Raw genomic sequence first — 20117 nt, forward strand, 5'->3', positions numbered from 1 at the left:
CCGCTCTTGGTCAAGGGGAGGGCGCTGCTTACTGCCCGTACTTGGGCAGCAGGTGGAACGGCGTCTTGCCGTCGTCCTTGGGCCGGGTGTCCTCTTCGGAGGCGAAGAGGAAGTTGCGTTCGCGCGTGGCGCTGTCGCGCTTGAGCGCGGCTTCCTGCTGGTTCAGCAGCCAGACCTGGTGGACCATGCCGTTGGGCTCGCGCGTGTAGTTCACGACCAGGCGCTCGCCGACGAGGGCGGCCGACATCACAAGCTCGTTGCGCACGCCCAGGATGCGCGCACCGGGCGAGAGGCGGTCGCTCTTGCCGTCGAGCAGGATGTCGGGCGGCTGGACGACCTGGAAGGTTCCGCGCAGGGCGGCGGCCGGGAATTCGCGCACCTGGGCCGAAGCGGCGGTGGCGACGAGGAGGGTGGCGAGCAAGGCCATCGTGGTGCGGCAGCGGTTCATGGTGTTCATCCAGAGGCTGGGGGCGCGATTCTAGAAGCCCCGTCGCGGCTGGCCGCCAATGCCCGTTCGATGGCGGCCTGCAAATGCTCGGCCACCACCTTGACCAGTGGCCCCGGCGGACGCGTCGCGTCCACCGCGATGCCGATGGTCTGCGGCTCGGCGCCCTTGTCGCGCACGGGCACGAAGCGCAGCAGGCCGGCGGCCAGTTCGGGCGCGGCGTCCAGTTCCGAGGTGAACACCACATGGCGCCCGCCCAGGGCCAGCTGCTTGACCAGCTGCAGCGAATTGCTCTCGAAGCGCCCGCGCGCCTCGGTGAACAGCCAGCCGTACTGCGCGTCCAGGTAGCGCCGGATCGCCAGGGCGCGGCTTTGCAGCGCCACCGGGTAGGCAGCCGCCTCCTGCAGGCTGACCGAACGCGCGCCGGCCAGCGGGTGGCTGGGCGCGACCACGCAACCGAACGGCAGTTCGGTGCGCCACAGCACCAGCACCTCGCGCCGCGGCGGCAGGTTGAAGGCGGCCACCAGGTCGGCCGTGCCGGCCATCACGGCGGCCAGCGCCTCGTCGGTGCTGCCCAGGTTGACGGACAGCGAGATCAGCGGGTGGCTCTCGCCCAGCGCCGCGACCAGGGGCGGCAGCACGCTGGTGGAGTGGCTGTCCATGGCATACAGCGTCACATGGCCCTGGTGCACGCCCTGGTAGCGGCGGATCTCGCTCTCCAGCCGGCGCTCGTCCTGGCGCCAGCGCCGTGCCAGCGTGACCACGGCGTCGCCGGCCACCGTCAGCCGCATGCCGCGCGGCAAGCGCTCGAACAGCGGCGCGCCGAGCTGCTCCTCCAGTTGCAGGATTTGCCGGTTGATGGCCGAGGCCGCCACGTGCAGCTCCTTGGCCGCGGCCTGGATGGAGCCGGAGCGCGCCACCTGGTCCAGGTAGCGCAGGTTGGCAGAGACGAGGGATTGCGGCATGGGCCTGGAGCATACGGATTTTTCGAATGCAGCACTTCGAAATCGGTGATGGACGGCAATGCAGCCGATTTCTACGATCCGCCCCATTCCCGCATCCCACCCAAGGAAATCGCCATGTCGCTCCGCACCTTGTCTGCCCTGGCCACGCTGGCCGTCCTTGCCTTCGCACCGGCCCAGCAGGCCGTGGCCCAGGCCACCACCTGGCCCAGCAAGCCCGTGCGCATCGTCGTGAGCTTCCCGCCCGGGGGCACCAGCGACATCGTGGCGCGCCTGGTGGGCCAGCACCTGAGCGAGAAGCTCGGCCAGCAGTTCCTCGTCGACAACCGGCCCGGCGCCGGCGGCACGCTGGCGGCCGACATCGTGAAGAAGGAAGCACCGGACGGCTACACGCTGATCCTGGCCAACAACGCGCCGTTCACGATCGCGCCCACGCAGTTCAAGAAGATCCCGTACGACCCGCTCAAGGACTTCACGCACGTGGCCTACATCGGCGCCTCGGCGCCCGGCCTGCTGGTGCAGCCCGCGCTGGGCGTGAAGGATCTGAAGGGCTTCATCGAACTCACGAAGAAGGAGACCAAGCTCAGCTATGGCTCCAGCGGCGTGGGCTCGATCAGCCACATCCTGGGCGAGGGCGTGAAGAAGAAGGCCGGCATCACCATGGTCCACGTGCCCTACAAGGGCAGCGCGCCGGCGATCCAGGACTTCAAGGCCGGCGTGCTCAAGACCTACTACGACCTGCTGGCGCAGAACATGCCCATGGTCAAGGCCGGCGAGGCCGTGGCCATCGCCGTGGCCGCGCCCAAGCGCATCTCGCAGGCGCCCGAGGTGCCGACCTTCCGCGAGCAGGGCCTGGACATCGTGCTGGAAAACTGGCTCGGCGTGTCGGGCCCGGCCGGCATGCCGGCCGACCTGGTCAGGAAGATCCATGACGCCGTGGCCGAGGCCGTGGCACTGCCGGCCGTCAAGGACAAGCTGTTCGGCTGGGGCGTGGAGACCATTGCGATGACGAGCGCGGACTACACGAAGTTCGTCGGCGAGCAGATCGAGGTGTGGAAGCCGCTCATCATCGAAGCCGGCGCGCAAGAGAAGTAAGCAGGCGCTGCACACCGGAGCACCGCCATGCAACTGCTGCGTGCCCTGGCCTGGCGCCAGGACCTTCTGGCCGGCCTGTTCGTGCTGGTTCTCGGCCTGGTCTGCCTGGCCGCCGTGGGCGACCTGGAGATCGGCAACGCCACCGAGATGGGCCCGGGCTACGTGCCGCGCGCACTGGCCTGGATGCTGGTCGCCGCGGGCACGGGCATGGCCCTCACGGGGGCGCGCCGCGTGGCGGCCGAACCCGTGGCCATCGTGCTGCGGCCCGTGCTCGTACTGTCGCTGGCCGTGCTGCTGTTCGGCACCATGGTGGACCGGCTGGGCATCGTGCTGGCGGTCATCGTGTCCACGGCCGTGGCCTCGCTGGCCAGCAACATCAGCCGCCAGCGCGAGACCCCGCTGGTCTGCGCGGTACTGGCTGCACTGGCCGCGCTCGTGTTCGTCAAGGGCCTGGGCCTGGCGATTCCCATCTGGCCGCGTTGAGCAGGAGCCGCCATGGAACTCCTCTCCAACATCGCCATGGGCCTGCAGGTGGCCGTGCTGCCGCAGAACCTGCTGTTCTGCTTCGTCGGCGTGCTGCTGGGCACGCTGATCGGTGTGCTGCCCGGCATCGGCGCGGTGGCCACCATGGCGATGCTCTTGCCCATCACCTTCCACCTGCCGCCGGCCACCTCGCTGATCATGCTGGCCGGCATCTACTACGGCGCGCAATACGGCGGCTCGACCACGGCCATCCTGGTCAACCTGCCGGGCGAGGCCAACTCGGTCGCCACCACGCTGGACGGCTACGCGATGGCGCAGAACGGCCGCGGCGGCGCGGCGCTGGCGATTGCGGCCATCGGCTCCTTCGTCGCGGGCACGGTGGCCACGCTGCTGATCTCGGTGTTCGGCCCGGGCATGGCGGCGCTGGCGCTCCAATTCGGCCCGGTCGAGTACTTCTCGTTGATGCTGCTGGGCCTGGTCTGCTCCATGGTGCTGGCCAACGGCTCGCTGTCCAAGGCCGTGGTCATGATCGTCTTCGGCATGTTCCTGGGCCTGGCCGGCACCGACGCCAACTCGCCCATGCCGCGCCTGACCTTCGGCGTCATGGAACTGGCCGACGGCATCGACTTCGTGGCCATCGCGGTCGGCCTGTTCGGCCTGACCGAGATCATGCTCAACCTGGAACACAAGCCGCGCGAGGTGCAGGCCGTGCCCATGCACGAGCTGCTGCCAACCAAGGAAGAACTGAAGGAAAGCATCGGCCCCATCCTGCGCGGCACGCTGCTGGGCTCGGTGCTGGGCGTGCTGCCCGGCGGCGGCGCGCTGCTGGCCTCGTTCGGCGCCTATGCGCTGGAGAAGAAATTGAGCCGCACGCCCGAGCGCTTCGGCAAGGGCGCCATCGCCGGCGTGGCCGCGCCCGAATCGGCCAACAACGCGGGCGCGCAGACTTCGTTCATCCCGCTCCTGACGCTGGGCGTGCCGTCCAACGCCATCATGGCCGTGATGGCCGGCGCCATGACCATCCAGGGTATCGTGCCGGGCCCGCAGGTCATGACCGAACACGCCACGCTGTTCTGGGGAATGATCGCCAGCATGTGGGTCGGCAACCTGATGCTGGTGGTGCTGAACCTGCCGCTCGTGGGCCTGTGGGTCAAGCTGCTGCAGGTGCCCTACCGGCTGCTGTACCCGGCCATCGTGTTCTTCTGCGCGATCGGCATCTACAGCATCAACAACCGCGCGCTCGACGTCTACCTCGCGGTCGGCATCGGCCTGCTGGGCTACCTGATGGTCAAGCTCGGTTTCGAGGCCACGCCGCTGGTGCTGGGCTTCATCCTGGGGCCGATGATGGAAGAGAACTTCAAGCGCGCCATGCTGCTGTCGGGCGGCGATGCCCAGACCTTCGTCGAGCGGCCGATCAGCGCCGGCCTGCTCGTGGCCGCCGCGCTGATGCTCGCGGCCATGGCCCTGCCCGGCGTCAAGCGCACCCGCGCCGAAGCGCTCAAAGAAGACTGAACCGTTCCCAGGAGACCCCCCATGACGACATCCGACGTGCAGACCCCGTTGCGCCTGCGCTTCATCCTGAACACCTTCTATTCCGGCCCGCAGGCCTGGTTCTTCGTGGCCGAGGACAAAGGCTACTTCCGCGAGGAGGGTCTGGCCCTGGAGTTCACCGAGGGCGACACGCTGGCCAATGCCGTGCCGCGCCTGGCCGACGGCCTGTACGACGCGGGCTACGGCGACATGAACGCGCTGGTCGAGTGCGCGGCCAGCCGGCCCGAGGAGGCGCCGGTGGCCGTGTTCGCCATGCACAACCGATCGCCGTACACGATTGCCGTGCCGGCCGATGGGCCGGTGCTGGCGCCGCAGGACCTGGCCGGCAAGCGCCTGGTGACGCACCCCAACGATGCAGCCTGGCGCATGTTCCCCGAGTTCTGCGCGGCCTGCGGCATCGCACCGGACAGCGTGTCCATCGAAGTCTCGGCGCTGCCGCACAAGGACATCGTGCCGCTGATGCTGCAAGGCCGTTGGGACGGCTTGTTCGGCTTCGTCAACACCATTCGCGCGCAGACCATCGAGGCCGGGCTGGATGCCGACCGGCTGCTGCGCCACTTCGAGTGGCAACACCACGTGCCCTCGCTGTACGGCGCGGCGCTGATGGTCACGCCGACGCTGCGCGATGCGCACCCCGGGGCCGTGGCGGGTCTGGTGCGGGCCGTGAACCGGGGCCTGGCCGACACCGTGGCCGATCCCGACGCGGCCATCGCAGCCGTGGCGCGGCGCAACCCTGGCCTGGACCGGGTGGCCAACCGGGCCCGCCTGGTCGGCACGCTGGGCTTGGAGATGGCGCATCCCGAGGGGGCGCGCATCGGCATCGGTGCGGTCAACCCCGAGCGGCTGACGGCGACCGCCGCGCTCATGGCGCAGGCCAAGGCCCTGCCGTCCGTGCCGGCCGCCACGCGCCTGTTCGACGCCGGCTTCCTGCCGCCGCTCGCCGCGCGCGTGCGCACGCTGGCGCAGCTGCTGTGATGGCGGCCCTGCCCACGCTCGCGCTGCTCAACGCGGCCGACGCGTCAGCGTTCTCGGACCACCTTGGCGAGGTGTTCGAGCACGCGCCCTGGGTCGCCGCAGCCATCGTCGACCAGCGGCCCTTCGCGAGCGCGGATGCGCTGCACCGCGCGATGCTGGCGGCCGTGGCCGCGCGGCCCGAGCAGGCGCGCGTGGCGCTGTTCAACGGCCACCCTGAACTGGCCGGCGCGGCCGCCCGTCTGGGCGACATGACGGCCGACTCGGTGCGCGAGCAAGGGGGGCTGGCGCTGGGCGCGCTGGGCGCCGAGGACAGCGCGCGCTGGGATGCGCTCAACGCGGCCTACCGCGCGCGCTTCGGCTTTCCGTTCATCCTGTGCATCAAGCGGCACACGCGGGCCTCGGCGCTCGCGGTCTTCGCGCAACGCCTTGCCAACGACCGTGCCACCGAACTGGCCAACACGCTGGCCGAGATCGGCCGCATCACGCGGCTGCGGCTGGCCGGGCGCATCGCGGACCACGGCTTGGACGGCCTGCACGGCAGCGTGGTGGTGCAGGTGCTGGACAGCCAGCACGGCCGGTTGGCTGAAGGCCTGCGCGTGGCGCTGCACGACGCCGATGGCGCGCCGCTGGCCGAGGCGGTGCAAGAGGGCCGCGGCCTGACCCTGCTGGCCGGCGCCCCGTTGCGCATGGGCCGTTACGAACTGCGCCTGCACCTGGGGGACTACCTTCGGCAACTGGGCGCTGCGGGCGCCTTGCTGGATGTCGTGCCCATCGCCTTCGCCATCGATGCGCCCGAGGCCAGCTACCGGCTCACGCTCTCGGTCGCTCCCTGGGCCTACAGCCTGGTCTGCGTGCGCGAAGGCTGATCAGCAGCAGGCCGCGGCGTGCACCACGTCCTGCCGGGCGCCACGCCGGGCGGACCACAGCACCAGCAGCAGCGCCAGGATGGCGACGGCGGCGCCCGCGACCATCACGGCCGCATAGCCCAGCCCTGCGCTCAGCACGGCCGCGCCCATGGCCGCGCCCACCGCGTTGCCGAGGTTGAACGCGCCGATGTTGACGGCCGAGGCCAGGCCAGGCGCCTCGGCCGCCGCGCGCATCACGCGCATCTGGATCGGCGGCACGACGGCGAACGCGCCGATGCCCCAGACCAGCACGCCGACGGCCGCGCCGATGTGCGTCTGCGCCAGCCACGGGAAGGCCAGCATGCTGGCCGCGATCAGCAGCAGGAAGCCGATCAGCGTCTTGTCGACCGAGCGGTCGGCGAACTTGCCGCCCAGGCTGTTGCCGATCGTGAAGCCGACACCGGCCAGCGCCAGCAGGCCGGTGATGAGCGCGGGCGAAGCCGCATTGAAGGTCTTGAGCGCAGGCGAGATGTAGGTGTAGAGCGAGAACATCGCGGCCGAGCTCAGCACCGTGGTCAGCATGGCGGCCAGCACCACGGGCCGCGTGAGCACCCGCAGTTCGGCCCGCACGTCGGTGCGCGCCCGTGCGGCATGGTCGCGCGGCAGTGCCAGGCGCAGCGCGAGCATGGCCAGCACGCCCAGCGCCGCGATGGCGGCGAAGGACTGGCGCCAGCCCACGCTGTCGGACAGCCAGGTCGCGGCCGGCACGCCGCCGATGTTGGCCAGCGTGAGGCCCATGAACATGGTGGCGACCGCGCTGGCCTGCTTGTTCGGCGGCACCAGGCTGGCCGCGACGACGGCGCCGATGCCGAAGAAGGCGCCGTGCGTGAGGCTGGTGACCACGCGCGCCACCATCAGGCTGGCGTAGCCGGGCGCCAGCGCCGACAACAGGTTGCCCAGCGTGAAGATGGCCATCAGCACCATTAAGGCCTTGCGCCGCGACCAGTGCCCCAGCAGCAGCGTCATGAAGGGGGCGCCCAGCGTCACGCCGATGGCGTAGGCCGAGACCAGCAGGCCGGCGGACGGGATGGACACGTCCACGCCCTCGGCGATGGACGACAACATGCCCATGGGGCCGAATTCGGTCGTGCCGATGCCGAAGGAGCTGATGGCCAGGGCCAGCAGCGGCCCTGTGGCGCTGCGGGCGGGGCCGCTGGTTGCGGCCTGGGTGGATGGGGTGGTGGCGTGCATGGCGGGCAGGGTGGTGTGTCTAGGGATAACCCGGAGACGGCGATTGTGGCGATGCACACCTTTCCAGTAAACGGCAGAATTTCGAAAATACTTTTGCTTTGATTGAGAAAATGAAGCTGACGCTCGAAGAAGTCACCGTGTTCCTGACCGTCGTGGACACGGGCTCGCTGACCGCCGCGGCCGAGCACCTGGGCCAGCCGGTCTCCACCACGAGCCGGCTGCTGGCGCGGCTCGAAGACAAGCTGCAGACCACCTTGCTGCGCCGGACCACGCGGCGGCTGGACCTGACCGACGAGGGCTGCAACTTCGTGCACGACGCGCGCCAGATCCTGGAGTCGGTGCGCGTGGCCGAAGACCGGCTCATGGAACGGCGCGGCCGGCTGGCGGGCCCGCTGCACATCGATGCGGCCTCGCCCTTCGTGCTGCACGTGCTGGTGCCGCTGCTGCCGGGCTACCGCGCGCTGCACCCGGGCGTGGACCTGGTGCTCAACAGCAACGAGGGCTTCATCGACCTGCTGGAGCGCCGCGTGGACCTGGCCATCCGCATCGGCGAGCTCAAGGATTCGACGCTGCACAGCCGCTTGCTGGGCCAGGTGCGCAACCGGCTCGTGGCCAGCCCGGACTACCTGGCCCGCCGCGGCACGCCGGCCGACGCCGAAGCGCTGCGTGCGCACGAGCTGCTGGGTTTCAGCCAGCCCGAGGCGCTGAACCTGTGGCCCGTGCAGCATGCCGATGGCCGCCCCGCGCGCATCCAGCCCACGCTGCTGTCGTCCAGCGGCGAGACGCTGCGCCAGATGGCGATCGCGGGCATGGGCATCACCTACCTGGGCGACTTCATGACCGCGCGCGACATCGCGCAAGGCCGGCTGGTGGAGGTGCTGCCGCAGGCCACGCTGTACAGGCCGCGGCCCGTGCACGCGGTCTACCACCAGCAGTCGGCCGTGTCGGTGCGCATCGCCTCGATGGTGGGCTACCTGGCCGAGGCCATGCGGGCGCCCGAAGCCGAGTGGGCAACCTATGTGCCACCCGCGGCGTCTAAGATCGCCGGCCCCATGAAGGAGCCGCGTTGACTTCCCCCTTCGAAGCCATCCGCCGCTGGCTGGTGCAACTGCCCGCCTACGGCCTGAACGGCATCGGCACGGCATTGGGCGTGCTGCTCGTGCAGTTGCTGGCTGGCGCGCTGGGCGGCCTTCCGGCCTCGCTGCTGGCTTCGGGCGGCGCCATCTACGCCAGCCTAGCGGACACGCCGAATCCGCCGCACCGCACCTGGCGGCGCGTGGCGATGGCTGCGGCCGTGGGCCTGGTCTCCAGCGTGCTGGTCACGGCCTTGCGCGGCCATGCCGTGGTGCTGGGCGGGCTGGTCGCCGTGCTGGGCTTCGGTTCCAGCATGCTGCTGGCCTGGGGGCCGCGCGCAGGGCCGATCTCCTTCGTGCCGGTGCTGGCCATCGTGTTCACCATGGCCGGGCCGGCGCCAGACTCCTGGCAGGTCCAGGTCGAGCACGCGCTGTGGACGGCCTTCGGCAGCCTGGTCTACCTGGGCTGGGCGCTCATGGCTTCGCGCTGGCTGCAGCCGCGCTACCGCGCGCTGGCGCTGGCGGCCGTGGTCGAGGGCACGGCCGCGCTGCTGCGCTCACGCGCCGCCATGCTGTCGGCCGGCCCGCGCGAGATCTCGGGCGCGCTGCCCTTGCAGGACTGGATGCAGCGGCAGGTGGCGCTGGACGAGCGCCTGCAGCCCGCGCGCGACCTGCTGTTCCCGGCCACCGAGGCGAGCGGCGCGCAGCGCCAGATCGCGATCCTGCTGCACGCCATCGCGCTGCGCGACACGCTGCTGGGCAGCGAACTCGACCTGGACCTGCTCGGCGACGATGCCGCGGCCGAGCGGTTGCGGCTGGCGCTGGCGGCGCGCATCGCGGCCACGGCCGACACGCTGGGCTGGCTGGCCCAGGCCGTGCAATGGGACCGGCCCATGGCCGCCGCGCCGGTCGGCGACCAGGGCCTGCCGGCGGCGCTGGCCGCCTTTGCCGACGATCCACGCCGCAGCGCGCTGGCGGCCGCCCTGGGAGAGCGGGCCCAGCACATCGCCGACGATCTCGCGCGCATGCTGCAGACCTGGCGCGGCCAGGCCCAGCCCACGCCGCTGAGCGCGGCCGAACTGCAGTTCTTCGTCTCGCCCGAAGGCTGGCCGCTGGCCGCGCTGGCACCGCACCGACGGCTGTCCTCACCGATCCTGCGCCAGGCCTTGCGCAGCGCCGCGGCGCTGGGCACGGCCTACTTCCTGGCGCTTGCGCTGCCCTGGGCCTCGCACCCGCACTGGCTGGTGCTCAGCGTGGCCGTGGTGCTGCGCGGCAACCTGGACCAGACCCTGGCCCGGCGCGATGCGCGCGTGGCCGGCACCGCGCTGGGCTGCCTGCTGGTGCTGCTGTTCGCCTGGCTGGGGCAGACCTGGTTGTCGGGCGTGGCCTTCCTGCTGGCCGTGGGCGTGGCCCACGCCTTCGTCAACGTGCGCTACCTGGTCACGGCCACGGCGGCCACCATGATGGCGCTGCTGCAGGCCCACATGGCGCACCCGGCCGGCGGCTACGCCATCGGCGAGCGCCTGGCCGATACGCTGCTGGGCGCGCTGCTGGCCTGGGGCTTTTGCTACGTGCTGCCGGCCTGGGAGCGGCGCAGCCTCGCGCGGCTGATCGCGCGCGTGCAGGAGGCCGCGCGCGTGCTCGCGGCCGAGGCGCTGCGCTGGCCCGAGGCTGGCCAGTCCGACCTGGCGCTGCGGCTGGCGCGGCGCGAGTTCTACGAGGCGATCGGCTCGATCGCCGCCAGCGCCCAGCGCAGCCATGCCGAGCCCACGCGCGTGCAGCTGCCGGTGCCGGCCATGGCCACGCTGCTCACGCGCTGCCATGTGCTGTTGGCGCAGCTGTCGGCCGTGCGCACCATGCTGGAGCGCCGGCGCGAGCGGCTCGACGAGCCCTCGGCACGCCAGGCGCTCGTGGCGGCGCAGGCCGAGGTGGCGGGGGTGCTGGCCGGCACCGTGGAATCCGGCGTGGGCGGCCAGGCCGATCCGGACCTGGGCTGGCCCGAGCCGCAGGCGCCGCTGCTGCCCTGGCTGCAGCGCCGGCTGCAACTCGTGGTGCAGGGCGCGCATGGCGTGCGGCAGGCGGCCACCGCGGTGCAGGCGGCCGGCGCGCGCCGCTGAGGATCAGGCTGGCGGGAGACCCAGCAGTTCGCGGTAGTCGCGCGCGGTCTGCGGCGAGGCCGTGTCCAGCGCCTGCTGCCAGGCGGTCTGGTGGCGCAGCACCAGGCGTGCGTCGGCCACGGCCTTGGAGCGGCAGAACCAGTGGCAGGTGTGCTGCATGAGCAGCAGCTCGGCCATCATGCGGCGTGCCAAAGTCTTCTCGCTCAACCCTGCGTTGTTGGCGGCCACCTCGGCGATGCCGCGCGCATGGATCTTGAAGGCCTCGCGCACGTCGAACATCCGGTAGCGCGGCAGCAGCTGCTGGGCCCAGGGAATCCACATCGGCAGCTTGCTGACCTGGGCCTGCGGCGCGGGCATGGTGGCGACATCGGTGGCGAAGCGCTGGAACTGGCCGGCCAGCGCCTGTTCGGTGCCGGCCAGTACGCCGCGCACCTGGCGTGCGCGCTCCGCGTCGGACTCGCCGAGCCAGCGCAGGTAGCCGTCGGTCAGCGCTTCCATCTGCTGTTCGATCTGGTAGGGGCGCAGGTACTGGGCGAGCAGGGCCACGCGGGCCTGCTGTTCGCGCGTCTTGCGCACCTGCGCGGCGATGCCCAGCACGGCCAGCAGCAGCAGGAGTTCGGTCATGGGTGCGCGCTCCGCGCGAAAGAGGTCATGGCCATTGGGGGATGGGCTCGTCCTTGAGTTGGCCGCGCAGCGCGGCGTAGTCGGGCACGATGGAGGCCACCGTGTCCCAGAAGCGGGGGCTGTGGTCCATCACGCGCAGATGGCTCAGCTCGTGCACGACGACGTAGTCGATGATGGACAGGCGCAGGTGGACCAGCCGCCAGTTCAGCCGGATCGCGCCGCTGCTGCTGGCGCTGCCCCAGCGCGTGCCGGCACTGGACAGTGTGAGCTTGGTCCATTGCACGCCCAGCTGCGGCGCGTAGTGCTGCAGCCGTTCGGTGAACAGGCGCTTGGCCTGGCGCATGAGCCAGGCCTGCACGGTGTCGCGGATCTGCTCGGGTGCGGCATGGCCGGGCAAGGCCAGCTGCAGCACGCCGCGCTCGGCATCCAGCGCGGCGCCGCCGCTGCCCGCGAAGCGGTGGCTGGGGTCGAGTTCGAGCCGGACGTGCTGGCCCAGGAAGGGCAGGGTGGCGCCGTCCTGCCAGACGATGCGGGCATCGGCCATGCGCTGCTGGCGCGCCTGCGCTTCGCCCAGCTTGCGCAGGATCCAGCCGCTCTTGTCACGCACGGCCGTGTCGATCTCCGCGAGTGGCACCCAGCGCGGCGCGCTGACGACCAGGCCGTCGGCCGCGACCACGAAGCCGATGCTGCGGCGCTTGGCCCGCTTGAACAGGTAGTCCACCACGGCCGGGCCGAGCAGGGCCTGACGGTTGGCCTGCGGGTGCGAGAAGCGCACGGCCGCCACCGGGTCCGGCAGCGGCGCCGCCGGCACCTGGGCGGGCGCGGCGGGCGGCGCGAAGAAGTCGAGCGCCAGCTGGACCAGGGGCTTCACTTGAGTCCTGGGTAGGCGTCGGGGTCGAGCCGGTGCATCTCGGCCTCGATCCAGGCCTGCACCTCGCGCATGAGTTCGTCGGCCTTGCGGCCCTCGGTGGGAATCGGTTTGCCGATGGAGATGTCGACGATGCCGGGCCGCTTGACGAAGGCCTTGCGCGGCCAGCACTTGGCCGAGGTCACGGCGATCGGCACCACCGGCGCGCCGCAGGCGATCGCCAGGCGCGTGCCGCCCGACTTGTAGTTGCCCACGCCGCCGCGCGGGATGCGCGTGCCTTCGGGGAACATGATGACCCAGTTGCCCTGCTTGAGCAGGCGGCGGCCCTGCTGCACCACCTTGGCGAAGGCGCGCGAGCCGTCCTTGCGGTCGATGTGGATCATGTCCATGCGCGCCATGGACCAGCCGAAGAACGGGATGTAGAGCAGCTCGCGCTTGAACACGTAGGCCAGGGGGTGCGGCATGATCGCCGGCATCACCAGCGTCTCCCAGGTCGACTGGTGCTTGACCAGCAGCACGGCGGCATCGAGCGAGCCATGCGGCAGGTTCTCGAAGCCGGTGATGCGGTTGCGGATCCCCAGGATCCACTGCCCGCCGTTGACGGCCGTCTTGAGCCAGCCGGCGCAGATCCAGTACATGCGCGTGGGGCTCACGAACACCGAGGCGACGATCGCGAACGTGGCCCAGGGCACGATGGTCACGACCATCCAGACGAGGTGCAGCACGGAGCGCACGAAGGCCAGCAGCCAGGCGCCGGGGGACAGGCCGTTTCTCATCGCCGGGCCGCCCCAAGACGAGAAGCGCCCCCTCGGGGGGCCGCGGACCTCGCGCAGCGGGGGAGCGTGGGGGCTTTTCTCATGGTGCGGGGGCGGAGCGTTGCAGCAGTTCGCGCGCGGTCAGGAATTCGGCGAAGGCCGCCAGGTCCTGGTGCACGATGGTGTGGGCGGGAAAGTCGTTCGGCAGCGGCGGTGCCGTGCCCTGGTTGCTCCAGGCCGCGGACTTGCCGGTCAGCACCAGGTGCGGTTCGCAGCCGGCCGCCACGCCGGCCTGCAGGTCGCGCGCGCTGTCGCCCGCGGTGGGCACATCCCTGAGGTCCACGCCCAGGCGTTCGCCGATCTGCTGGAACAGCCCCGGCTGCGGCTTGCGGCAGGCGCAGTGGTCGTCGGGCGTGTGCGGGCAGTAGAACACCGCGTCGATGCGGCCGCCCAGTGTGGCCAGCGCCTTGTGCATCTTGGCGTGGATGGCGTTGAGCGAGACCACGTCGAACAGGCCGCGCCCCAGGCCCGACTGGTTGGTGGCGACCACCACGTGCCAGCCGGCGTGGTTGAGCTTGGCGATGGCTTCCAGCGCGCCGGGCAGCGGCTCCCATTCCTCGGGCGACTTGACGAACTCGTCGCTGTCGACGTTGATGGTGCCGTCGCGGTCCAGGATGACCAGTTTCATGGCGGGTCTAGGCCAGGCGTGCGAGGTCGGCGACACGGTTCATCGCGGCATGCAGGGACTTGAGCAGGCCCTGGCGGTTCAGACGCAGGTCGGCCTGCTCGGCGTTGACCATCACGCCGTCGAAGAAGGCGTCCACGGGCGCGCGCAGCGCGGCCAGGGTCTGCAACGAGGCGGTGTAGTCGCCGGCCTCGAACTGCGCGTCGGCGGCGGGTGCGGTGCGCTGCAGCGCGGCGTACAGGTCCTTCTCAGCGGGTTCCTGCAGCAGCAGTTCGCTGACATGGGCATCGACCTCGCCGGCCTTCTTGAGGATGTTGGACACGCGCTTGTTGGCGGCGGCCAGCGCGGCGGCCTCGGGCAGGGCGGCGAAGGCGCGCACAGCCGCCAGGCGCTTGGGCACCTCGCCCAGGCGCGCGGGGCGCAGCGCCAGCACGGCGTCGACCTCCTGGGCACTGTAGCCCTGCTCGCGCAGGCTGCCGGCCAGGCGTTCGTCGAGGAAGTTCAGCAGGGCCTCGGTCGGGTCCTGGATCCTGTCGCCGAAGGCCGGCACGGCTGCGCGCACCAGCGCCTCGGGTGCCAGCGGCAGGTTCTTCTCGGACAGCATGCGCAGCACGCCCAGCGCATGGCGGCGCAGCGCGAACGGGTCGCGGTCGCCGGTGGGCAGGTTGCCGATGCCGAACATGCCGACCAGGGTTTCCAGCTTGTCGGCCAGGGCGACCACCAGGCCGACCTCGTTGCGCGGCAGCGCGTCGCCCGCGAAGCGCGGCTTGTAGTGGTCTTCGATGGCGTCGGCCACGGCGGGCGGCAGGCCGTCGTTGAGCGCGTAGTAGCGGCCCATGGTGCCCTGCAGCTCGGGGAACTCGCCGACCATGTCGGTCACGAGATCGCTCTTGGCCAGCTGCGCGGCCTGGTCGGCCTGGGCCGCGAGGCCGGCGCCGCCGAGTTGCTGCGCGATTGCAGCCGCGATGGCCCGCACGCGCGCGATGCGTTCGCCCTGGCTGCCCAGCTTGTTGTGGTAGACCACCTTGTCCAGACCCGGCACACGCGCGGCCAGCGTCTTCTTGCGGTCCTGGTCGTAGAAGAACTTGGCGTCGGCCAGGCGCGGGCGCACCACGCGTTCGTTGCCACCGGTCACTGCGCTGGCGTCTGCGGGGCGGATGTTGCTGACCACGAGGAAGCGGTTGGTCAGCCGGCCTTCGGCGTCCAGCAGCGGGAAGTACTTCTGGTTGGCCTTCATCGTGAGGATCAGGCACTCCTGGGGCACATCCAGGAACTCGGGCTCGAAGGCGCAGACCAGCACATTGGGGCGTTCGACCAGGGCCGTCACTTCGTCGAGCAGGGCCTCGTCCTCGATGGGGCGCGCACCGCCGCCGACCTGGGCGGCTGCGGCGGCCAGCTGGCGCACGATCTCGGCGCGGCGCGCGTCGAAGCCGGCGATCACGGCGCCAATCTCGGCCAGCGTGTCGGCATAGCGGTCGGCGTGGGCGATCACCACGGGCGATTGGGCCGCCTCGAAGCGGTGGCCCTGCGTGCTGTTGCCGGCCTTCAGGCCCAGGGCCGTGACAGGCACGACCTCGCTGCCGTGCAGCGCCACCAGGCCATGGGCCGGGCGCACGAAGCTTACGCTGGTCCAGCCCGGCAGCTCGCAGCCTTCTTCGAGCTGGTAGCTCATGAGCTTGGGGATGGGCAGCTTGGCCATGGCCTCGGCCAGCGCCTTCTGCAGGCCTTCGGCCAGCGCGACGCCGGCCTGCACGCTGTCGAAGAACAGGGCTTCGGCCTTGCCATCGGGCGCGCGCTTGAGCTGCGGCACGGCGGAGGCATCGGCGCCCAGCGCCGCTAGGCGCTTGAGCAGCGCGGGCGTGGGCTGGCCGTCAGCCGTGAGGCCCACGGCCACAGGCATGAGCTTGGTCGATTGCGGCTTGTCGGCCGCGCGCGCGAGCACGCCCGTGATGTGGGCGGCCAGGCGGCGCGGCGAGGCGAAGGCGGTCAGTTGCGCGTCGGCGTTGGCCAGGCCCTGGGCGCGCAGCTGCTCCAGCAGCTGGCCCGCGAAGGCGTCGCCAAGCTTGCGCAGGGCCTTGGGCGGGAGTTCTTCGACGAACAGTTCAACGAGAAGGTTCTGGGCAGTCATAGGGTTCTCAGGCCGCCTTCTTCGGGGGAATCTGCGCGACCCATTCGCGCGGTGCCATCGGGAAGCCCAGGCGCTCGCGGCTGTCGACGTAGCTCTGCGCCACGGCGCGTGCCAGGTTGCGGATGCGGCCGATGTAGGCGGCGCGTTCGGTCACGCTGATGGCGCCGCGGGCGTCCAGCAGGTTGAAGCTGTGCGCCGCCTTGAGCACCTGCTCGTAGGCCGGCAGCGCGAGCTGCTGCTCCATGAGGTGCTTGGCCTGCTTCTCGTGTGCGTTGAAGGCGGTGAACAGGAAGTCGGCGTCGGAGTGCTCGAAGTTGTAGGTGGACTGCTCCACCTCGTTCTGCTTGTAGACGTCGCCGTAGCTGAGGCCTTCCGTCCACTGCAGGTTGTAGACGTTGTCCACGCCCTGCAGGTACATGGCCAGGCGCTCCAGGCCGTAGGTGATCTCGCCCGTGATGGGCTTGCAGTCGATGCCGCCGACCTGCTGGAAGTAGGTGAACTGGGTCACCTCCATGCCGTTGAGCCAGACCTCCCAACCCAGGCCCCATGCGCCCAGCGTGGGGTTCTCCCAATCGTCCTCGACGAAGCGGATGTCGTTCTTCTTGAGGTCGAAACCCAGCGCTTCGAGCGAACCCAGGTACAGCTCCAGGATGTTGCTGGGCGCGGGCTTGAGCACCACCTGGTACTGGTAGTAGTGCTGCAGGCGGTTCGGGTTCTCGCCGTAGCGGCCGTCCTTGGGGCGGCGGCTGGGCTGCACGTAGGCAGCCTTCCACGGCTCGGGGCCGAGCGCGCGCAGGAAGGTGGCGGTGTGCGAGGTGCCCGCGCCCACTTCCATGTCGTAGGGCTGGAGCAGTGCGCAGCCTTGCTCGGCCCAGTACGTCTGCAGCTTGAGGATGATTTGTTGGAATGACAGCATCGATGCGGAGCCGGGCCGCAGGCCGGCAATGTGGTCGAAAGCGGCGCGCCGTGGGCACGCAAACCGCAGATTCTACGGGCGCTGCCTGCGCCACAGCGCCAGCGCCACGACGGCCAGCGCCAGGCCCCACAGCGGTGCCAGGCCGAAGCGCCCCGCCCACCAGGCGAACGGCGTGATGTCGGTGCGGCCATAGACCTCGCCGGTCAGCACATCGCGCGTGAGGCGCGGCAGCGCGTGCGTGACCTGGCCTTGCGCATCGACGATGGCGGTGGCGCCGGTGTTGGTGGCGCGCAGCATGGGCCGGCGGAACTCCAGCGCGCGCATGCGCGAGATCGAGAGGTGCTGGTCGATGGCGATGCTGTCGCCGAACCAGGCGATGTTGCTCATGTTCACGAAGATGGTGGGCGCCTTGGCCGGGTCGACGAAGCGCGCGGCGAGTTCCTCGCCGAACAAGTCCTCGTAGCAGATGTTGGGCGCGAGCCGCTGCGCGCCCAGCACCATGGAGGCCTGGCCCACATCGCCGCGGCGGAAATCGCCGAGCGGGATGTGCATCATCTCGGTGAACCAGCGAAAGAACGGCGGGATGAACTCGCCGAAGGGCACCAGGTGGTGCTTGGCGTATTCGTAATGGGCCGTGTGGCCCGGGGTGAAGCCCACCGCGGCGTTGATGTAGCCACTGCGCATGTCGCCCATGGGCATGCCGATCAGCGCGGTCTGCCCGCCCGCCGCGAAGCGTGCCTGCAGCGCCTGCCAGTAGCCGATGGGCAACTGCTCGGGCAGCAGCGGCAGCGCGGTCTCGGGCGCGACCACCAGCGGTGCCGAGGCCAGGTTGAGCTGCTGGCCGTACCACTGCAGCGACTGCTCGATGCCGATGCCGGGCTCGAACTTCACATCCTGCGGGATGTTGCCTTGCAGCAGGCTCACGCGCAGCGGCTGGGCGATGACGGCGCTCTCGGCCGCCGGCTGGAGGCGGCCCAGGCCGAAGGACAGCGCGACCACCGCCACCAGCGCCAGCGCGGCTGGCAGGCGGCCCTGCGCCGAGGCAGCGACCGAGGCCAGCAGCGCGGCCGCCAGCGCTGCGACGGCCGTGATGCCGTAGACGCCGACCCAGGGCGCGAAGGCGGCCAGCGGGCCGTCCACGTGCGCATAGCCCGCCGCGCCCCAGGGGAAGCCCGTGAACAGCAGGCCACGCGCGAGCTCGGCCAGCGTCCAGAGTGCGGCCCACAGCAGCGCGCGGCCGAACGGGTTGTGGATGTTGCAGTGGCGCACGATGCCGGCAGCCAGCGCGTAGTACAGCGCGAGCAAAGCGGCGAGTGCCACCACCGACAGCACCGCGAGCACGGCCGGCAGCCCCCCGTAGACATGCAGCGAGATGAACAGCCACCAGAAGGTGCCGCCCAACCAGGCCAGCGCGAACAGGAAGCCGCGCAGCGCCGCGGCGCGCGTGCTGGGCGCACTGTCGACCAGACGCACCAGCACCTCGAGCGCGAACAGCTGCAGCCACCACTGGGGCTGGCCGTCCCAGGGCGCGGAGATGGACAAGGCATGGGCCCCGCCGGCCAGCAGCGCGCCCGCCATGGCCACCCAGGCGCCTGGCAGGGCGCGCAAATTCATGGAGCGGAGTCGCCGGCTTCGGTCGCGGGAAACACCTTGAACCAGCGCACCGCGCCGCCCTTGGTGTGCAGCACCAGGAAGCGCAGGCCGGACAGGTCGTGGCTCTCGCCGCGGCGCGGCACGTGGCCGACCTCGTGCGCGATCAGGCCGCCGATGGTGTTGAAGCGGTCATCTTCCGGGCCGGCCTGCAGCGTGACGGCGAAGGCTTCTTCGACGCGCTCGACCGGCGTGTCGCCGCTGACGCGGTAGGTGCGGTCGGCCAGGCCGAAGATGTCGCCATGGTCTTCCACGATGTCGAACTCGTCCTCGATCTCGCCAACGATCTGCTCGAGCACGTCCTCGATCGTGATGAGGCCGGCCACGCGGCCGAACTCGTCGATGACCACGGCCAGGTGGTTGCGGTTGCCGCGGAATTCGCGCAGCAGGTCGTTCAGGCCCTTGCTCTCGGGCACGAACACGGCCGGGCGCAGCAGCGCGCGCAGGTTCAGTTCGGGAGCCCGCTGCAACTTGAGCAAGTCCTTGGCGAGCAGGATGCCGATGATGTTCTCGCGCTCGCCCTCGTAGACGGGGAAACGCGAGTGCGCCGTGTTGATGACCTGGTGCAGCAGTTCTTCGTAGGGTGCGTCGATGTCCAGGCAGTCCATGCGCGTGGCCGCCACCATCACGTCGCCGGCCGTCTGGTCGGCCATGCGGATCACACCTTCGAGCATCACGCGGGCGTCGGGCCCGATGATGTCGTTCTGCTCCGCGTCGTTGAGTGTTTCGATCAATTCCGCCCGCGAATCCGGGCCGGGATGGATGAATTCGGCCAGGCGTTGCAGGAAGCTGCGCTTGTCTTCGCGCTCGAGGCTACCGGGCGCGGAGCGCCCAGGATAGGGGTCTGACACTGACGGGGGTGCACGGCGTGCGGCTGTGGGGGAACCGCAAGGATAGCGGATCGCCGCCGGGGCACCCAGCCCGGCATGCGCCGGCAGCGCTCAGCGGCCGGACTTTTGGCGCGCGCCCTGCACACCCTGGCGCACTTCCTGTAGGCCTTGCAGGAAGCCGCGGAACTGGTGGGCCTGGGCCTTGAGGTGGTAGTCCGTGAGTCCCAGGTGCTGCTGCACGAGTTCGTTCACGCGCGAGTCCAGCGTGGCGGCCGGCAGGCGCAGGAAGGCCTCGGATTCGGAGCCGTCGCGCTCGACCGTGGCGCCAGCGTTGCGCGCGATCTTGAGCATGGCCGTGTTCTCGCTGAGCGCGTGGATGAACAGGCTTTGCACGCCCTCGTTGCGGGCATGCATGACGGCGCGCTCGAACAGGCGTGCGCCGTAGCCACGCCCGCGCACATGCTCGGACACCGACACGCCGAACTCCGCGCAGGAGGTCAGCGAAGGATCGATGGAGAAGGCCAGATGCGCCATGGCGATCAGTTCGAGCCGGCGGTTGTAGATGCCGAAGATCTCGTCGCGCGTGAAGTCCAGGCTGTCGACATAGCGGCGCACATGCTCGTCGGCGGCTGCGTAGCCGAAGCGCAGGTAGCGGTCGTGCGGGCTCAAGGCCATCAGGTGGCGGGAAATGCGTTCCCGGTGCTCCGGGCCCAGGGAGCGGATCGGCACGATGACCGGGGCAGTGCGGCGTTTGTCGGCCCCGTCGCGCCGATGCGGACGCGCGATACCGTCAACCGCGGACGGTACAGGGGGTGGGGTGTTATGCTGCATTGCAGCAATATACGACCAATGCGACCTTGTTGC

The 20117-nt window shown here is 70.6% G+C and carries 19 protein-coding genes; 7 read left to right on the forward strand and 12 right to left on the reverse strand.

What is annotated here, in order from left to right; genetic code table 11:
- Positions 1-28: 28 nt before the first annotated feature.
- Together ASF45_RS14075 and ASF45_RS35255 are read right to left on the reverse strand one after the other, a co-directional pair.
- Entirely contained in the window at positions 29-448 is a 420-nt protein-coding gene (locus ASF45_RS14075; protein WP_235580909.1) for a hypothetical protein, read from the reverse strand.
- A gap of 5 nt (positions 449-453) precedes the next feature.
- Entirely contained in the window at positions 454-1410 is a 957-nt protein-coding gene (locus ASF45_RS35255) for a LysR family transcriptional regulator (RefSeq protein WP_056663150.1), read from the reverse strand.
- 114 nt (positions 1411-1524) lie between these two features.
- Here ASF45_RS35255 and ASF45_RS14085 point away from each other — a divergent pair, with 114 nt between their 5' ends.
- From ASF45_RS14085 to uraD, 5 genes are read left to right on the forward strand one after another with little or no spacing between them, the layout of a single operon-like run.
- The gene (locus tag ASF45_RS14085; protein WP_156472983.1) at positions 1525-2502 is read left to right on the forward strand and encodes a tripartite tricarboxylate transporter substrate binding protein; all 978 of its coding nucleotides are present in this window, start codon (positions 1525-1527) and stop codon (positions 2500-2502) included.
- Between the two features lie 27 nt (positions 2503-2529).
- The gene (locus ASF45_RS14090; protein WP_056663155.1) at positions 2530-2985 is read left to right on the forward strand and encodes a tripartite tricarboxylate transporter TctB family protein; all 456 of its coding nucleotides are present in this window, start codon (positions 2530-2532) and stop codon (positions 2983-2985) included.
- 12 nt (positions 2986-2997) lie between these two features.
- Positions 2998-4497 carry a tripartite tricarboxylate transporter permease gene (locus tag ASF45_RS14095; protein ID WP_056663158.1) on the forward strand — a complete coding sequence of 500 codons (1500 nt, stop codon included), beginning with the start codon at positions 2998-3000 and terminating at the stop codon, positions 4495-4497.
- A 21-nt stretch (positions 4498-4518) separates the two neighbouring features.
- Entirely contained in the window at positions 4519-5511 is a 993-nt protein-coding gene (locus ASF45_RS14100; RefSeq protein WP_056663161.1) for an ABC transporter substrate-binding protein, read from the forward strand.
- Positions 5511-6377: a 2-oxo-4-hydroxy-4-carboxy-5-ureidoimidazoline decarboxylase gene (uraD, locus tag ASF45_RS14105; protein WP_056663165.1), complete on the forward strand. Its 867-nt coding sequence runs from the start codon at positions 5511-5513 to the stop codon at positions 6375-6377. The genes ASF45_RS14100 and uraD overlap by 1 nt, the downstream gene beginning before the upstream one ends.
- Here uraD and ASF45_RS14110 read toward each other — a convergent pair whose 3' ends face one another.
- A complete protein-coding gene (locus ASF45_RS14110) occupies positions 6378-7607 on the reverse strand; it encodes an MFS transporter (RefSeq protein ID WP_056663169.1) in 1230 nt (409 codons plus the stop codon).
- Between the two features lie 110 nt (positions 7608-7717).
- On the opposite strand from ASF45_RS14110, the gene ASF45_RS14115 reads away from it, so the two are divergent.
- Complete coding sequence (locus ASF45_RS14115) at positions 7718-8677, forward strand: LysR family transcriptional regulator (protein WP_056663171.1); 960 nt, start codon at positions 7718-7720, stop codon at positions 8675-8677.
- Positions 8674-10797, forward strand: coding sequence for an FUSC family membrane protein (locus tag ASF45_RS14120; RefSeq protein ID WP_056663175.1), 2124 nt, complete (start codon positions 8674-8676; stop codon positions 10795-10797). Before ASF45_RS14115 ends, ASF45_RS14120 begins: the two co-directional genes overlap by 4 nt.
- Positions 10798-10800: 3 nt before the next feature.
- On the opposite strand, the gene ASF45_RS14125 is transcribed toward ASF45_RS14120, so the two are convergent.
- From ASF45_RS14125 to ASF45_RS14165, 9 genes are all read right to left on the reverse strand, one after another.
- On the reverse strand, positions 10801-11421 hold the full coding sequence (locus ASF45_RS14125) for a hypothetical protein (protein ID WP_056663177.1): 621 nt from the start codon (positions 11419-11421) through the stop codon (positions 10801-10803).
- Between the two features lie 25 nt (positions 11422-11446).
- A complete protein-coding gene (locus ASF45_RS14130) occupies positions 11447-12292 on the reverse strand; it encodes a M48 family metallopeptidase (RefSeq protein ID WP_056663181.1) in 846 nt (281 codons plus the stop codon).
- Complete coding sequence (locus ASF45_RS14135; RefSeq protein ID WP_056663361.1) at positions 12289-13032, reverse strand: 1-acyl-sn-glycerol-3-phosphate acyltransferase; 744 nt, start codon at positions 13030-13032, stop codon at positions 12289-12291. Before ASF45_RS14135 ends, ASF45_RS14130 begins: the two co-directional genes overlap by 4 nt.
- A 112-nt stretch (positions 13033-13144) precedes the next feature.
- Positions 13145-13732 carry a D-glycero-beta-D-manno-heptose 1,7-bisphosphate 7-phosphatase gene (gene gmhB, locus ASF45_RS14140; protein WP_056663185.1) on the reverse strand — a complete coding sequence of 196 codons (588 nt, stop codon included), beginning with the start codon at positions 13730-13732 and terminating at the stop codon, positions 13145-13147.
- Positions 13733-13739: 7 nt separating this feature from the next.
- Positions 13740-15857 carry a glycine--tRNA ligase subunit beta gene (glyS, locus tag ASF45_RS14145; protein WP_056663188.1) on the reverse strand — a complete coding sequence of 706 codons (2118 nt, stop codon included), beginning with the start codon at positions 15855-15857 and terminating at the stop codon, positions 13740-13742.
- A 7-nt stretch (positions 15858-15864) separates the two neighbouring features.
- The gene (glyQ, locus tag ASF45_RS14150; RefSeq protein WP_056663191.1) at positions 15865-16773 is read right to left on the reverse strand and encodes a glycine--tRNA ligase subunit alpha; all 909 of its coding nucleotides are present in this window, start codon (positions 16771-16773) and stop codon (positions 15865-15867) included.
- Between the two features lie 72 nt (positions 16774-16845).
- A complete protein-coding gene (gene lnt, locus ASF45_RS14155) occupies positions 16846-18387 on the reverse strand; it encodes an apolipoprotein N-acyltransferase (protein ID WP_056663194.1) in 1542 nt (513 codons plus the stop codon).
- A complete protein-coding gene (locus tag ASF45_RS14160) occupies positions 18384-19274 on the reverse strand; it encodes an HlyC/CorC family transporter (protein WP_056663197.1) in 891 nt (296 codons plus the stop codon). Before ASF45_RS14160 ends, lnt begins: the two co-directional genes overlap by 4 nt.
- A gap of 90 nt (positions 19275-19364) precedes the next feature.
- The gene (locus tag ASF45_RS14165) at positions 19365-20084 is read right to left on the reverse strand and encodes a GNAT family N-acetyltransferase (protein WP_082550999.1); all 720 of its coding nucleotides are present in this window, start codon (positions 20082-20084) and stop codon (positions 19365-19367) included.
- Between the last annotated feature and the right edge of the window lie 33 nt (positions 20085-20117).

Origin of the sequence: Pseudorhodoferax sp. Leaf265 (genome assembly GCF_001422365.1) — a bacterium.
Lineage (GTDB): Bacteria > Pseudomonadota > Gammaproteobacteria > Burkholderiales > Burkholderiaceae_C > Pseudorhodoferax.